This window comes from Heyndrickxia camelliae (assembly GCF_002844575.1).
In the GTDB taxonomy this organism is placed as follows: domain Bacteria; phylum Bacillota; class Bacilli; order Bacillales; family Bacillaceae_C; genus Margalitia; species Margalitia camelliae.
The window spans coordinates 13,488-27,329 of sequence record NZ_PIQO01000012.1; the positions used below are offsets into that span (position 1 = coordinate 13,488).

The following is a 13,842-nucleotide window of genomic DNA, read 5'->3' on the forward strand; positions in this document are numbered from 1 at the left end:
TCCACCTCCTATTTCCCCGTTTTCGGTTCAACTATCACACGAAGAACATCGCCCAATTTATTAAATGAATATACGGTCAAGACAATTAACAAACCTGGTAATATTGCCATATATGGAGCACTTCCGAGGTTTCCTTGTGCCGTTTGAAGCATACTCCCCCATGATGATAAAGGTTGTTGAACACCTAGTCCCAAAAAGCTCAGCGCCGATTCCATTAAGATTGCATTTGCAATACTTACGGTTGATGCAACAATAAATGTTGGCAATGCCCCTGGAATGATATGCTTAAAAATGATTTTCCAAAAGGATTGTCCTGAGGCCTTCGCATACAAAACATATTCCCGCTCTTTTATTGATAAGGTTTCCGCACGTACTAGTCTGGCTGTCCCCATCCAAGTGAATAATCCAATAACAAGGATGATTGCTTTCAATCCTGGGGTCAAAAAAATACTGATAACCGTTACTAATATCATCCATGGGATGGAAGAAATGATATCGACAATCCTCATAAGGAGGTTATCTACTTTACCTCCAAAATATCCACTTACAGTCCCTACTAATACACCTATGCATGTAGATATAGCCATGGCTAAAATTCCTACTGTAAGAGATATTCTCCCTCCATATAAAGCCCTAGTTAAGTAGTCTCGGCCAAGCTCATCCGTTCCAAATAGATGACTGCCGCTCGGTTGTTGTAAAACCTTTCCGACATTTACTGCATTTGGAGAATAAGGAGATAGAAAGGCAAAGATAGAGGCTAGTATAATCAAAGAAAGGAATATAAATGCAAAAAGTGCTAGCTTGTTAGACTTTAATTCTTTTTTTAGCTTTTCCATTCTTCTATTTTTTTGTTTTGCCATTTCTGTCACCTCATTTCCTTAATTCTAGGATCAATAATGCAATATAAAATATCCGATATTAAATTTCCTAAAATAACTAAACTAGCGGAAAACAGCATGATTGCCATCACAACAGGATAATCAAATCCTTGAATGGCTTTCACAAAATATGGACCAATTCCCGGCCACCCAAAGACAGTCTCCGTTACAAAAGCACCTGTAACAAGCATCGGTAATGACATTCCAACAATGGTTACAAGCGGCAATAACGCATTTCGAAGAACATGTTTAAATAGAATGGCTGCACCAGACGATCCATACGCTTCCTGCACCATCACATAATCCTCTGACAGCTGACCTATTGTTGAAGATCGAACATAACGAATTAATTCTGGTAAAAAAGCAATCGTCAATACTACACATGGCAAGAAAAGGTGGTGGAAGAAGTCAGAAGTCGATCCTTCCATCCCGATCGTATGCATGCCAAGAATCGGAAACAACCCCATCTTATAACCAAAAATAAAAATAAAAATCATCGCTAACCAAAAGCTCGGAATGGCAATCCCGATTGAACTAAAACCATCAATGATTTTATCTAGTAATTTTCCCCTATTCGCACCTGCTATAAGACCAAGAATAATCGCTAGAATCAGTGCCAATACATATGCCGGCAAAACTAGTACTATCGTATTTGGAATTCTTGAAATCAAATCCTCTGAAATACTTTGGTGGGTGACAAGAGAATACCCGAAATCTCCATGTAAAATTCCTTTCATCCAATCAAAGTATTGAATATAAGCAGGATGATCCAGTCCGTATTTTGCCTTTATTAGTTCAATGGTCTTTTGTGACATATTCGGTGTTGTCATTGAATCAATCGCATCATATGGCGCCATTTGCATGAGTGAAAAACAGATGATGGAAATGATAATCAGCATGGGAATCGCCTGCAAAATTCTTTTTAAAATGTATTTTGCCATCGCTTTTACTCCTTACCTAAAACTGTGTTTGTTTACTAAAAGTTGAGGGTTATGCATCTTTTCTCGAGTGCAAGAAACAGTTGCAACCCAATTTATACTTTGGAAAGAGTTTACCTAAAAAGAAAGATAAACAGCGTGATAGCCGTTTATCTTTCTTTTCCATACATTATTTATAAGAAAGCTTTGACATATCCTCAAATGTATACACTGGAACCAAACCGGCTTGATCAATTCCTGTAATATTTGAGTCGATGGCGAGAATTCGTTTATTTTCTGTAATCGGATAGAATGCTGCGTCATCAATAATTAATTTTTGAATTTTTTCATAGATTGCTTGACGTTTCGCATCATAAGTCTCCACTCTACCTTTATTAAACAATTCATCTACCTCAGGATTGCTATAGTGCATATAATTACTTGGACTTCCTGTTATAAATAAGGAATTAAATGTATCTGGGTCAATTCCCATAATAAATCCATTTAAATACATATCAAAATCAGTTTGAACTTTTTGAAGCTTTTGGCTTAATGCATTTGCATCCATTCCAACTAATTTCAAATCAATACCCACCGCTTTAAGATCCTGCTGCATAACGGCGGCTTGCTTTTGTTGAATAGGATCACTTCCTGTATAAGCTAGTTTAAGAGATAAGCCTTTCACACCAGCTTTCTTCAAAAGATCTTTTGCCTTACTTACATTAAAATCATGCTTATCTACATTTTCTGTATAGTAAGTTGCTTTTCTAGGTAAGAATGTATATGCTGGAGCTGCATAATCACTAGATAAATAGCTTGCTTTAATAATTTCATCCCGGTTTAATGCATATGCTATTGCCTGGCGAACTTCTTTTGATTGTACCGCTTTTGAGCTCAAGTTAAATGCCATGTAACCAATGCGGCCTTCATCATATGGTTTAAGCGTAACTTTCGTATCATTTTTAAATTTTGCCACATCAGAAGGCTGGATAATTAAAGCATTAATCTCTCCGCTTTGAAGCGAGATGTTAGCTGTATTCGCATCTTCAATAATACGGAATACTATTTTATCGATTTTTGGTTCTCCTAAGAAATAATCCTTGTTTTTCTCAAACGTAACACTTTCGCCGGCCTTATATTGTACAAGCTTGTAAGGACCTGTTCCGACTGGTGTTGCATTTTTAGTACTATTAGCGATATCCTTTTCCCCTTCATAAATATGCTTTGGCATAATAAAGATATTTCCAAGGGACTCCATTGCTCCCATACTTACTTCCGGAAGCTCAAATTTTACTGTATAATCATCTACCTTGACTACTTTCACCGGCTTGTTGTTAAAGATAAGCATACTTCTTGCCCATCCACCGTTTGATTCCTTTAACATTTGATCATAAGTGAATACTACATCATCTGCAGTAAATGGCTTACCATCTGACCATTTAACATCTTTTCTTAATTTTGCTGTATATGTTTTGAAATCTTTAGATGGTGTCATACTTGTTGCTAAAAAATACTTCACATCATCTTTTCCGTTATACATATATAAAGGTGAATAAATCGCTTTAATTTCCATGAGGCCAAAACGATCACCTGTTGTAATAACGTTTACAGAATTACCTGGGTCTCCGCTAATTCCATATATAAATGTATTTGATTTAGCTGCCGAACCAGTAGATTTATCATTGGATGCACTATTGGAATTTGATGAACATCCTGATAAAACTAACACAAAGCTTAGCAATATAGCAGCAAATAAACCAATCTGCTTTTTCATCACTTGTTCCCCCTAAGTTGGTTTTTTCTTTGTAAAACCAAATATAAAATAACGGAATAAACAGTTTTTTATGTACAAAATTCAATTCCGATTAAATCTATATGTTTTACAGATTATAAATATACGATATTATAATATCGAATTCAATCATTTTTCTTTCACATTAAAAAAATCGGAATTACATGAAAAATCCATGTATAATGAATTGTGTTATTAATAGGGGGATTCAAAATGACTACAGTAAAATTATCTATGCCGATCGGACTGCAATTAGAAATGGCTCGTACAGGTTGTTTATCAAATGATCATTTACTTGAAATATGTAAATCGAAGGATATTCATGCTCTAAAACATCTAAATCAGGATGCTGAGGACTGGAAAATGCTTTTTCAATTTGCCGAGGAGCATTGGGAAGAGTTTCAAGAAGCGGTACAGGTCGGGTACAAATTCAAGTTTGTTACTCGGAATGGTTTAAAACAATTTATGATTTATCGATATGGACTCGAAGAAGGAACAGACTTCGAATGTGGAGAAACGTATTTTGATCAAATCAAATTAAAAGCTGATCAAGTTTGTGAACTTGAAAGGATGATTACACAAAATTGGAGAATAAAACGCCTGACTGCAGAAAATAATGTCCTTGAATTAATCCGAATTGAACGGTCAGCACAATAGGAAAAGAATAGCATACCATAAAAAAACAACTTGAAAGATTAAACGGATTTTTTAATGACAAGGTGATGATGGAATTATCGGTCATACGTTTAGAGATAGATCTATCATTTTTGCATGATCTTAGGTTAATTAAAGAAGCCTGGGTCCGCTAGAAATTTACAATACTTCAATTAAGCGCATGAATTTCCATTACCTATCCATGCGCTTGCTTACTTAATATAAATCAAACATATTAACCTCATACCCCAGTTCTTTTAGATAGTTAAAAAACTGGCCACGATGATGGAAGATGTGTGTGGTACTTTCCGTCAGCCACTTCACCTGAGTATGTCCTTGCATATCTTCTGCAAAATAAAATGGCTTTGATATTTTTTCAAAAAAGTCTCTTTCAGAAAGTGAATCGTAATACCCTTTGAACTCTTGATATCCTTTTTTCAAAACATCCGCTAATTCCAATGCACTGCCTGTATGAAGTTGATTTTCTAACTCGCGTACTTCTTGCTCACTTTTTTCTTGCCCAATAGCAAAATCAATGGCCGGAATCTGAACTAAATGGTTAGCAAGCTCGAGTAATGTTCTCATATTCTCTCGCGGGTGATAATCCCAATCCTTTTCTTGAACCTTCGATAATAAGTTGGTTATCGTACGAACGGCAACTTCCCACTCTGAAAACAATACCTCTTTCATTTTGCTCATACTCAAGTTTAAAACCTCCTTTTTGCATACCATTTCGATAAATAACTAAAAATCCCTCCCAAAAAAGGAAAAACCCAGCTATTACGGCTGGGCACCTTGGCATTAGAAAGTTTTCTTTCTTTTTCGGAATATCGTTAACGCAACATACAATAGAATCACTATTACTGCGATAATCATGATAGGCTGAACGTAAGGTTTCGCTATTTCATTTACTTGTTCCCAATTTGAAGCCAGTTTATGACCTAGATAGATGAATAGAATTGACCATGGGATTGCAGCAAGACCCGTGTATAAAGTAAATTTGCCAAAATGCATTTTCGTGATCCCTGCAGGAATGGAAATCGCATGTCTTACAACAGGAACAAATCGAGCGGTGAAAACTACTCCAGATCCATATTTATCAAACCACTTCTCTGCAAGTTCAATATGATGTTCATGAATAAAAATATATTTACCAAATTTCTTAAGAAATGGTCTACCGCCGTATGCACCAATCCAATATATAATCATTTGGGCAAAGGTTCCCCCAATAACACCAGCTATTGTTGCTCCAATAAAGCTGACGTCACCCTTTGACACAAGGTACCCTGCAAAGGCAAGTACAATTTCACTCGGTATAATTTCAATTGCCAATCCTAGTATTATTCCTACGTACCCAAGACCTGCAAAGGTTTGTAATAAAGAGTGTACTATATCTCCCATTTTTTGCCTCCATTATATCGCTATTCAAGTTAATAGACTCCCTTTTATATTTCAAAGTTCATATAATTTCACAAAATGACAGCCCGAGCCCTCTATGCCCAGACTTCCGTATCTTTCATATAAGCAGTTATGTATAGTATAACTCAAGCTGACCGATGATTAAAGCAAGCAAATGTGGAGAAGCTATGTCAGACTACAGATATGTTCAAAGGGTTTATTCTTCGATGATATCCCCTTCTTTCTCCATGAATTGCTTCGTAAAACGAAGCCACTCCCTGGCTGCAAATGATAAATACCTATCTTTTCTCCAAATAATGCCGAGCTTCCACGGAATAATCGGATCGATCAGTGGAATGATAGTGACACGTTCTTGATCCAGATGCCTGCATATCGCCTCTGGAAGTAATGCAATGCCTAAATTAGCTGCAACCATTTCACTAATAAAATCCCATTGGGAGCTTTCATAGATAATATTTGGCTGATACCCAGTACGAACGCATTCTGTGATTATACGATCGTGAAGAGCAAAATCCTTCCGAAAAAGAATAAAATCCTCATGTTCCAGATCCTTTAGGTGCACCACTTCTTTTTTGCTTAATGGATTTGTCGGGTGAATTAAGACCCTTAATTGTTCATTTACAAACGAAAACGTATGGAAAATATCATCCTTCGTCGGCAATACTACAACACCAAGATCGAGCATCCCATTTCCAACATCTGTTTCTATCTTTTTTGCCCCGTCTTCAAAGAGCTGTACCGTAATTCGTGGATATTGCTTATGAAACTCCTGAATTACCCTAGGGAAAAATCTTGACCCAATCATCGGCGGCAGACCAATTTGAATATTCCCTGTCTTTAATTCCATTAAATCATCAAGTTCAGATGATAAATTTTGAAAAGATTTAATGATATTCTGCGCTTGTCCAAGCAGAACCTTACCCGCATCTGTCAGCTTGACCTGTTTGCTTGATCGATCAAATAAGGTAACCCCCAATTCATCTTCAATACTTTTTATCATTTTACTAATGGTCGGCTGAGTCACGTAGAGCTGCTGTGCAGCTTTTGTAAAGTTCCCATACGTTGCAACGGCTACGAAATACTGCAAATGTTGAATATCCATTTTCAACCACTCCTATCAATGTGATTCTACAACTATCAATTATTATTAATTTCCACTCAAAGTTTTGAAGCATAACCAAACGGAATGTTCATTATTCGATATATTCATTTTACCTATCATTCATGCTGCTGTACACTTTCAATGGGGTGAAAATCAATTATGCGAAACTTTATCAAAGGATTTATTCAAGTGGCTATATTAGTTGCTTTTTCTTATATAATGGGGAAAATCTCCAACATGCTGCACATTGGCATACCTGGCAGCATCCTAGGTATTATCATTCTGTTCATTTTATTAAAAACTAAAATTGTAAAACTGAAATGGATTGAAGTTGGAGGAAATTGGTTATTAGCAGAATTCCTTCTTTTTTTTATTCCGTCTGCAGTTGGAGTGATCCAATACAAGAGTATGCTAATGGATAATGGTCTTAAAATTATTAGCATTATTATTTTAAGTTCTGCATTAGTCATGACATGTTCCGGATTCATTGCGGAAAAAATTATGCATAGAAAGGAGGAGAAACATATATAATGGTCGGATTCTTATGTTTGGTTTTAACAGTGGGAATCTACTGGGCAGCGAAATGGGGTTATAAACATTTAAAAAAGATATACTTAACACCTCTTTTAATCGCACCAATTCTCATTGTTGCCATTTTATTAATATGTAATGTTTCTTATAGTGGATATGAAGACGGCGGCAAATGGCTGACTGAACTTTTGCAGCCAGCAACAATAGCGTTTGCCATTCCGCTTTACAAATTTTATCCTGTATTAAAAAAACATTTTAGCGAGATTCTTTTAAGTGTATTAACCGGTTCATTAATTTCAGTCATCGCATCTGCCTTCATGGCTGTATTTTTACATTTAAATAAGTCATTGATTCATAGCATTATCCCTTATTCCATCACAACTCCTATTGCAATGGGGGTTTCGTCCAAGATTGGTGGAATTCCAACAATAACCGCTATCTTTGTTATTATAACTGGAATAACAGGAATGATACTCGGACCTATGATTATTCGTATTTTTAAATTCAGAAGTGATGTTGCGCACGGAGTGTTATTAGGAACAAGCTCCCATGGTGCTGGAACATCAAAGGCATTAGAGATAAGCAGCTCAGCTGGTGCCATTTCAAGCGTTTCGATGATTTTGGCTGCCTTGATGTCGTTCTTCATATCTCCGCTTCTCATTAATTATGTTTTTCCGTTCTAGTTCCCTCAAATATAGATTAATAAAATTCAAAAACGCTTGGGGTCATTCCTCCTAAGCGTTTTTGAATTATCGAGCAATTCACCAACGGCTTCAATCTAATCGTTTATACTAATCATTTAGTCCCTTTCCATCCAGAATTTTCTGCATGTATTTTTGAACCCTTGATTCTCTGGTTTTGGATTGTTTAGCTTGAGAAAAATAATAGATATACGCTCTTTGCCGTCCCGGGGTTAATGCTTCAAAGGCGGTTTTCAACGCTGGGATATTATCTAATTTATGTTGAAACTCTTCCGGAATTTTGTATTCTTCTGTTTTTTTGAAATTCACTTCTAAACCAGCCATTTCCACTTCAATTGCTTGATTAATATAAGCCTTCAAGATGGATTCCATTTCAACTATTTCTTGAACATTGGTAAAGCGAATCTGACGCGCAGCCTGGACATTCTCAGTTTGTTGGATTAAAATCCCTTCGCTGTCCTTTAACAAGGCACCTTTGTGAAACAGCAGCGCACAATATTCTTTAAATCCATGTATTAAAACAATGTTTTTATTCTCATACGTATAGCAAGGATGCATCCATTTAAATTCTTCGGTCAACTCACAGTCAAGAACGATATTTCTTAACTTTTCATATTGTTCCTTCCACTTTTTTGACTTACTTATGAATTCATCTACCTTAGGATTCGTTCTGCTTTTTGCCATTATATAACACCACCACCAAATTGAATCTTCAAACTCTAAAACCCATGGTTATTAACGTAGTAAATTCAGTATATTTCTAGACAATATTTTAGCATATAAGATAGATTATTTATTTTTGCAGTATAAGAATAATAAATAAAAATAGCAAACCATATCGTAATTACTTAGTCTGCTATTTCATATGATCGTCCTTTTATTATTTTGCCTTCAACTGCTTTAAATGATGCTGATCGTGTTCTACTTCCCCTTCGACATATTCTTGAAGCGATATTTTTCTTTCCTTTATGGTAAAAGTTTTCGTTAAGTCTTTACCCTGCAATACATTTATGATCATTTGCCGATACTTTAAAGCCCCAGCTATTATCTGTTGACGGCTTACTCCAGAATGTGCATACTCTTCTGCCTTTTTGTTCATTTCTTCTACTTGGCGTTCCGTAATCCCTACTAAGTCTTCCCCTTTTAACATGTGCGGCAATCGTTCCTCGTAAAAGAAACGATCCCAAAACATCATGTGCGCAATAATCGCCGCTTTCGACCATTTCCCTTCCTTGTATGGTTTAAAAAAGCTGTCATCCTCTTTTCCCTCCATACTATTTAGATAGTCAATCCAGGCTCCTAATGTCCCCATCTTTCACACCCCACTTTTTCGATTCCTTACTAATTCTCCATGAGATTGATTTTTTCCTTGTATACTTTATAGTGGAAGATCTCGTTTTGAAAAAATAAGAATTGCCAAAGTGTATAAAACAATACCCGAAAATCCCAACGCCAGTGATATGGGCAAAATATTAACAGTACCTTTAGCAATTCCAGATGGATCAAAGGTTGAAAAGACAGTGAAATATTTTAACCAGTCATAATCGGTACTCATTTTTGCAACTAAATGGATGGCAAAGAAGATAACTGATAGGCCACCGGATACTGCCAGTACTCGCTTTTCATCATTAAACACACAGGAAAAGAAGAAGGAGTAGCCGCTAATCACAAAGAACAACAGAAACCCTACTACATTCATTTGAATAAAATTTGATACTTCAAGATCATTGCCTTTAATCATCAAATCCGAGCCAATTAAAACAGTAGCGATGGTAATCACAGTGATAAGTAATAATCCGAAAATAAGAATGGCAGCTTGCGTCACTGCAACTTTCGTACGGGAAGCAGATGTTGAAAGCAAATATGCCATGGAACCCCTGTCTACTAATCGAACCATTAACTGTGAGGAAAGGATAACACTATAAATCATCAAAATGAGAAGAAACAGTAATCCATAAAATTCACCTGCTAAAAATCCACTGAGATTCTGCGGCATTCCCCCATCAAGCCCGAAAGCATTTAAATACTTTTGCGGCATTTGTTTGAGCACAACATCCATTGCATTTGATTTTGCAAAAGAAGGATAAATAAGCATAATTAACAAGACATAAAAAGCAGATCCAATCGCATAGCTGAATAGTGTCTTACCATTTGTTTTTAAGGTTGAAAAGAAAAGTGATGCATTCATCTTGCTTTCTCCTCCCTTTCATAGAAATGCATAAAAATTTCTTCGAGTGACTGTGCATGGATATCTAGATTATTAATCTGACATTCTGCCAATACTTTGACAAAATGATTGTACTCCCCTTGCACAGCAACCTTTACACGTAATTCATTCTCGGAAAGAATACGCAGCCCAGATTGTTTTATCTTTTCCAAATCTTCCTGATTTCGCACAGAGATATCGAATACTTTCCGTTGAATCGATTGAAGATGCTGGACATTTTCAATTGCTACTAATCTACCATCTCTAATAATGCCGACCCTGTCACAAGTGCGATCAATCTCTTGAAAAATGTGAGATGACATCAGTATCGTTTTTCCCTCTGATTTTTCTTCCAAGATTAAATCGATAAACATGCTTTGCATCAACGGGTCGAGCCCTGACGTCGGTTCATCAAGGATTAGAATTTCCGGGTCATGCATAAATGCTGCCACAATTCCCACCTTCTGTTTCATCCCCTTTGACATTTTGCGTATAGGCGTTTTCACATTAAATTGAAATCGTTCAATTAGTTCATCTCGTTTTTTCTTGTTTTTCATACCCCTCATTCCGCCAAGTAATTCAAGGAATTGAAGCCCATTCATGTTATCGAAAAAAGCAATCTCTCCTGGCAAATAACCAACCACTTTTTGAATTTCAGGACTGTTACTCCAACAATCCAAACCATTTATCTTTGCAAAGCCTGTTCTTGGCTTCATATATCCCATTAGATGACGTATAGTAGTTGATTTCCCTGCACCATTTGGTCCTAAATAGCCGAAAACCTCGCCTTGGTTGACTTCAAAAGACAAATCAAAAATGCCTTTATCATTCGGGAACACTTTCGTTAAATGACTGATTTGAATTCCCATAAACAGATCCCCTTTTTATATATTTTGAATAGACATCATTCATTTATTTCATAATAGTTCACACTAAATTAAATATCAATATGTTTTGAATAAAATTTATTGTTTCATTTCAAAACATATAGTAATCTTATTTTGAGGTGAAAGAAATGGACGGATATCAACGCAGAACGGAAAAGAAAAAGGAGAGTATACGTGCAGCAGCTATTGAACTTTTTAGTACTTACGGCGTGGAAAAAGTAAGCATTGGTGAGATTGCGAAAAAAGCAAACGTTTCTCCAGTATCTATTTACAATTACTTTGGAAATAAAGAGGAACTAACGTTATCAGTTATTGATGAATTTTTTAATACAGAAATGGAGAAGTTTGAAAAAATACTCTATATGGAGATTCCCTTTCCTAAAAAGGTAGAAAAGATTCTTTTTGATCGGATGGAACTAACAAAGTCCATTTCAACGGATTTTATCAAATCCATAACAGATCCAACCATCCAAAAACTTATTGAAGAGTGGACATATAAAAAGGCTATGCCTGCAATGATGGAGCTCATTGAACAGGGACGTCAAAGTGGTTACATTAGCCCGCAAATATCTTCTGAATCCGTTATTTTATACTTTCAGATTTTTACTGAAGCGATTCAGCATCCTGAATTGATCGCTAATCAAAGCAAGCAATCTATCATCGATCTAGGACATCTTTTCTTTTATGGATTAATGGGACAGCCAAAAGAGGAATGACAGGGGTTAAAATTATATAGTAACAATATTAGGGGGAAACTGCGGTAGTGTCATGGACGAAAAAGGACATCCCTTATGGATGCCCTTCTCCTATCTAATATTCCCGATAAACTCATGATAATCTTTCGCTTTAATTAACTTTTGTACGATTGAACTGCTGTCGATAATTTTCCCAAGCAATTCATACATAGATTGTAAATCCTCTTGGCTGTTTTTCTTTACATTGATAATACAAATAAATTGGACCAGTTTTTCACCCCACTGAATAGGCTTTTTCAATGTGCACACAGTGAGAAATGTTTGATGTGACTTTGGAGTGATTGGATGAGGAATAGCAACTAAATTTCCAAAGGCAGTTGGAGCTACATTTTCCCGTTCATAGACGGCCTCCAGAAATGTTGGTTCCACTAATCCCATTTTTAGTAATTTAATATATAAAAACTCTAAAACTGCTTCTTTCGAAATAAAATCTTCCCCAAGAAACATAAGCTCTGGCCTAAAATACTGCTCCACTACTGATATCTGATTTGCTAAGAGTTTTTCTATTTTTGCTAAGTCTGATTCACCTAAAATCGCATTAATTTCTACAACTGGAACTGGCAATTCTGCTGAAATTGGAATGGAACTGACAACAAAATCAATATCACGTAAATTATACTGCTTCAAATTATAATATTCTGTTGTACCAACAACATCCAATATATCCCCAAATTGATTTTTTAATTTATAATAAATCAACTGTGCAGTTCCCAGCCCAGAAGCACAGACAATAATACAACGTTTCGGACCCGATTTCATTTTTTGTCTTTCAATAGCTGCACCGAGATGAAGAGCAAGATACCCAACCTCATTTTCATTCATTTTTGTCCCTGTTTGTTCTTCAATGGCAAGACCAGCAACGATTCCCGCTTCGAATGCGAGAGGGTAATTTTTCTTAATTGCTTCTAACATAGGGTTACGAATATTCATTCCATATTTATAGCGATTTATCGCTGGTTTTAAGTGAAGACTTAAAGCAATAATTAATTCTTTATCATTTTTTAAATCAAGGTTCAGTTCTAATTTTATTTTATCTAGAGCAACCATAACCATATCAATTATTTTATCATCTATCACCTGCTCAACCACTTTTTTTCCGGCACTGGATTGGTTTAATATTTTCGTTCCCAATAGGTGCATAGCAATGTAAGCGGTCTCATAAAGAGGGAAAGTTACCTGGAATGCTTCCTCAACTTCGTTGACTATTTTTCTCGCTACCTCATATTCTCTTTGCTGCATAATTTCCTTCATTTCTGACTTAAATAATGTTACATGATTTCCTGTTTTAATACGTTCATAGGCGATATCAATATGGATAAGAAGATTATGAAGAGCAACATCCGATAAGATAATATTGTTTTCGCTAATTTGACGCATAATAATTTCTTGAATTTTATCTAAGTCTTCTTTTGGTAATGGAGAAAAACTAATATCGGATATTAGTTCGGTACTTCGTTTGTTACGGTCAAATAAGTATTCTGCAATACAAAATCGCAGTTTCAGTTCATTGCCTATCGCTTTTACTCCATAATTTGGGCGTGATTCTATATGAATATCATACTTTTCTAATCTTTGTTTCACATCTTTTAAATCATTTTGAATGGTGGATTTACTAATATACATTTCATCTGCTAAATCTTCCAATTTTATAAATGTCTCACATAATAACAATCGTTTAATAATGTACAAAATTCGTTCCTCTGGTGATGATGGAACATCCTTACCGTATGATGTATTATCCTCAATATTTGCTTGCAAATACTTTACAAACCGTTGATTGTCTTCGATTACTAATTTATATCCTTTTCCTCTGAACGAATGAATTCTTGCCCCATGAGCAGCAAGGATGGAATCAAGGTATTTAATGTCCTCCCTTATGGTTCGGGATGTAACCTGATTTAAATGGGCTAAGTATGTACCAGTAACCAGCCCGCCTGCTGTCATCAATTCACGTAGGATTATGCTCATTCTATCGTTAAGCATGATGAATTCTCCTTAGT

The 13,842-nt window shown here is 35.8% G+C and carries 15 protein-coding genes; 4 read left to right on the forward strand and 11 right to left on the reverse strand.

Annotated elements, in window-relative coordinates; genetic code table 11:
* Nucleotides 1-8: 8 nt before the first annotated feature.
* The 3 genes from CWO92_RS15010 to CWO92_RS15020 form a co-directional block, all read right to left on the reverse strand.
* Complete coding sequence (locus tag CWO92_RS15010) at nt 9-860, reverse strand: ABC transporter permease (RefSeq protein WP_101355030.1); 852 nt, start codon at nt 858-860, stop codon at nt 9-11.
* A 5-nt stretch (nt 861-865) separates the two neighbouring features.
* A complete protein-coding gene (locus CWO92_RS15015; RefSeq protein WP_101355031.1) occupies nt 866-1,819 on the reverse strand; it encodes an ABC transporter permease in 954 nt (317 codons plus the stop codon).
* A 166-nt stretch (nt 1,820-1,985) separates the two neighbouring features.
* On the reverse strand, nt 1,986-3,569 hold the full coding sequence (locus CWO92_RS15020) for an ABC transporter substrate-binding protein (RefSeq protein ID WP_101355032.1): 1,584 nt from the start codon (nt 3,567-3,569) through the stop codon (nt 1,986-1,988).
* A gap of 231 nt (nt 3,570-3,800) precedes the next feature.
* Here CWO92_RS15020 and CWO92_RS15025 point away from each other — a divergent pair, with 231 nt between their 5' ends.
* A complete protein-coding gene (locus CWO92_RS15025) occupies nt 3,801-4,244 on the forward strand; it encodes a hypothetical protein (RefSeq protein WP_101355033.1) in 444 nt (147 codons plus the stop codon).
* A 213-nt stretch (nt 4,245-4,457) separates the two neighbouring features.
* Here CWO92_RS15025 and CWO92_RS15030 read toward each other — a convergent pair whose 3' ends face one another.
* The 3 genes from CWO92_RS15030 to cidR form a co-directional block, all read right to left on the reverse strand.
* On the reverse strand, nt 4,458-4,940 hold the full coding sequence (locus CWO92_RS15030) for a DinB family protein (RefSeq protein ID WP_235851620.1): 483 nt from the start codon (nt 4,938-4,940) through the stop codon (nt 4,458-4,460).
* A gap of 102 nt (nt 4,941-5,042) precedes the next feature.
* A complete protein-coding gene (uptA, locus tag CWO92_RS15035) occupies nt 5,043-5,642 on the reverse strand; it encodes an undecaprenyl phosphate transporter UptA (protein ID WP_101355034.1) in 600 nt (199 codons plus the stop codon).
* 214 nt (nt 5,643-5,856) lie between these two features.
* The gene (gene cidR / locus CWO92_RS15040) at nt 5,857-6,762 is read right to left on the reverse strand and encodes a cidABC operon transcriptional activator CidR (RefSeq protein WP_101355035.1); all 906 of its coding nucleotides are present in this window, start codon (nt 6,760-6,762) and stop codon (nt 5,857-5,859) included.
* Between the two features lie 159 nt (nt 6,763-6,921).
* Here cidR and CWO92_RS15045 point away from each other — a divergent pair, with 159 nt between their 5' ends.
* A complete protein-coding gene (locus tag CWO92_RS15045) occupies nt 6,922-7,293 on the forward strand; it encodes a CidA/LrgA family holin-like protein (RefSeq protein WP_101355036.1) in 372 nt (123 codons plus the stop codon).
* Nucleotides 7,293-7,976, forward strand: a complete 684-nt coding sequence (locus CWO92_RS15050; protein WP_101355037.1) for an LrgB family protein — start codon at nt 7,293-7,295, stop codon at nt 7,974-7,976. Before CWO92_RS15045 ends, CWO92_RS15050 begins: the two co-directional genes overlap by 1 nt.
* A gap of 108 nt (nt 7,977-8,084) precedes the next feature.
* On the opposite strand, the gene CWO92_RS15055 is transcribed toward CWO92_RS15050, so the two are convergent.
* The 4 genes from CWO92_RS15055 to CWO92_RS15070 all read right to left on the reverse strand — a co-directional run bounded on the left by CWO92_RS15055 (nt 8,085) and on the right by CWO92_RS15070 (nt 11,069).
* Complete coding sequence (locus tag CWO92_RS15055; protein WP_101355038.1) at nt 8,085-8,678, reverse strand: YdeI/OmpD-associated family protein; 594 nt, start codon at nt 8,676-8,678, stop codon at nt 8,085-8,087.
* 196 nt (nt 8,679-8,874) lie between these two features.
* On the reverse strand, nt 8,875-9,306 hold the full coding sequence (locus CWO92_RS15060; protein WP_101355039.1) for a DinB family protein: 432 nt from the start codon (nt 9,304-9,306) through the stop codon (nt 8,875-8,877).
* Nucleotides 9,307-9,372: 66 nt separating this feature from the next.
* The gene (locus tag CWO92_RS15065; protein ID WP_101355040.1) at nt 9,373-10,182 is read right to left on the reverse strand and encodes an ABC transporter permease subunit; all 810 of its coding nucleotides are present in this window, start codon (nt 10,180-10,182) and stop codon (nt 9,373-9,375) included.
* Nucleotides 10,179-11,069 carry an ABC transporter ATP-binding protein gene (locus CWO92_RS15070; protein ID WP_101355041.1) on the reverse strand — a complete coding sequence of 297 codons (891 nt, stop codon included), beginning with the start codon at nt 11,067-11,069 and terminating at the stop codon, nt 10,179-10,181. Before CWO92_RS15070 ends, CWO92_RS15065 begins: the two co-directional genes overlap by 4 nt.
* A 146-nt stretch (nt 11,070-11,215) precedes the next feature.
* Between CWO92_RS15070 and CWO92_RS15075 the strand changes: the two genes are divergently transcribed.
* Nucleotides 11,216-11,803, forward strand: a complete 588-nt coding sequence (locus tag CWO92_RS15075) for a TetR/AcrR family transcriptional regulator (protein ID WP_101355042.1) — start codon at nt 11,216-11,218, stop codon at nt 11,801-11,803.
* A 90-nt stretch (nt 11,804-11,893) separates the two neighbouring features.
* Here the strand turns inward: CWO92_RS15075 and CWO92_RS15080 are convergent, their stop codons facing one another.
* Nucleotides 11,894-13,825 carry a BglG family transcription antiterminator gene (locus tag CWO92_RS15080; protein WP_101355043.1) on the reverse strand — a complete coding sequence of 644 codons (1,932 nt, stop codon included), beginning with the start codon at nt 13,823-13,825 and terminating at the stop codon, nt 11,894-11,896.
* Nucleotides 13,826-13,842: the final 17 nt, after the last annotated feature.

What these genes read in the sequence shown, in the direction of transcription:
- CWO92_RS15010 (WP_101355030.1), bottom strand. Translation starts at nt 860, where the DNA reads ATGGCAAAACAAAAAAATAGAAGAATGGAAAAGCTAAAAAAAGAATTA.
- CWO92_RS15015 (WP_101355031.1), bottom strand. Translation starts at nt 1,819, where the DNA reads ATGGCAAAATACATTTTAAAAAGAATTTTGCAGGCGATTCCCATGCTG.
- CWO92_RS15020 (WP_101355032.1), bottom strand. Translation starts at nt 3,569, where the DNA reads ATGAAAAAGCAGATTGGTTTATTTGCTGCTATATTGCTAAGCTTTGTG.
- CWO92_RS15025 (WP_101355033.1), top strand. Translation starts at nt 3,801, where the DNA reads ATGACTACAGTAAAATTATCTATGCCGATCGGACTGCAATTAGAAATG.
- CWO92_RS15030 (WP_235851620.1), bottom strand. Translation starts at nt 4,940, where the DNA reads ATGAGCAAAATGAAAGAGGTATTGTTTTCAGAGTGGGAAGTTGCCGTT.
- uptA (WP_101355034.1), bottom strand. Translation starts at nt 5,642, where the DNA reads ATGGGAGATATAGTACACTCTTTATTACAAACCTTTGCAGGTCTTGGG.
- cidR (WP_101355035.1), bottom strand. Translation starts at nt 6,762, where the DNA reads ATGGATATTCAACATTTGCAGTATTTCGTAGCCGTTGCAACGTATGGG.
- CWO92_RS15045 (WP_101355036.1), top strand. Translation starts at nt 6,922, where the DNA reads ATGCGAAACTTTATCAAAGGATTTATTCAAGTGGCTATATTAGTTGCT.
- CWO92_RS15050 (WP_101355037.1), top strand. Translation starts at nt 7,293, where the DNA reads ATGGTCGGATTCTTATGTTTGGTTTTAACAGTGGGAATCTACTGGGCA.
- CWO92_RS15055 (WP_101355038.1), bottom strand. Translation starts at nt 8,678, where the DNA reads ATGGCAAAAAGCAGAACGAATCCTAAGGTAGATGAATTCATAAGTAAG.
- CWO92_RS15060 (WP_101355039.1), bottom strand. Translation starts at nt 9,306, where the DNA reads ATGGGGACATTAGGAGCCTGGATTGACTATCTAAATAGTATGGAGGGA.
- CWO92_RS15065 (WP_101355040.1), bottom strand. Translation starts at nt 10,182, where the DNA reads ATGAATGCATCACTTTTCTTTTCAACCTTAAAAACAAATGGTAAGACA.
- CWO92_RS15070 (WP_101355041.1), bottom strand. Translation starts at nt 11,069, where the DNA reads ATGGGAATTCAAATCAGTCATTTAACGAAAGTGTTCCCGAATGATAAA.
- CWO92_RS15075 (WP_101355042.1), top strand. Translation starts at nt 11,216, where the DNA reads ATGGACGGATATCAACGCAGAACGGAAAAGAAAAAGGAGAGTATACGT.
- CWO92_RS15080 (WP_101355043.1), bottom strand. Translation starts at nt 13,825, where the DNA reads ATGCTTAACGATAGAATGAGCATAATCCTACGTGAATTGATGACAGCA.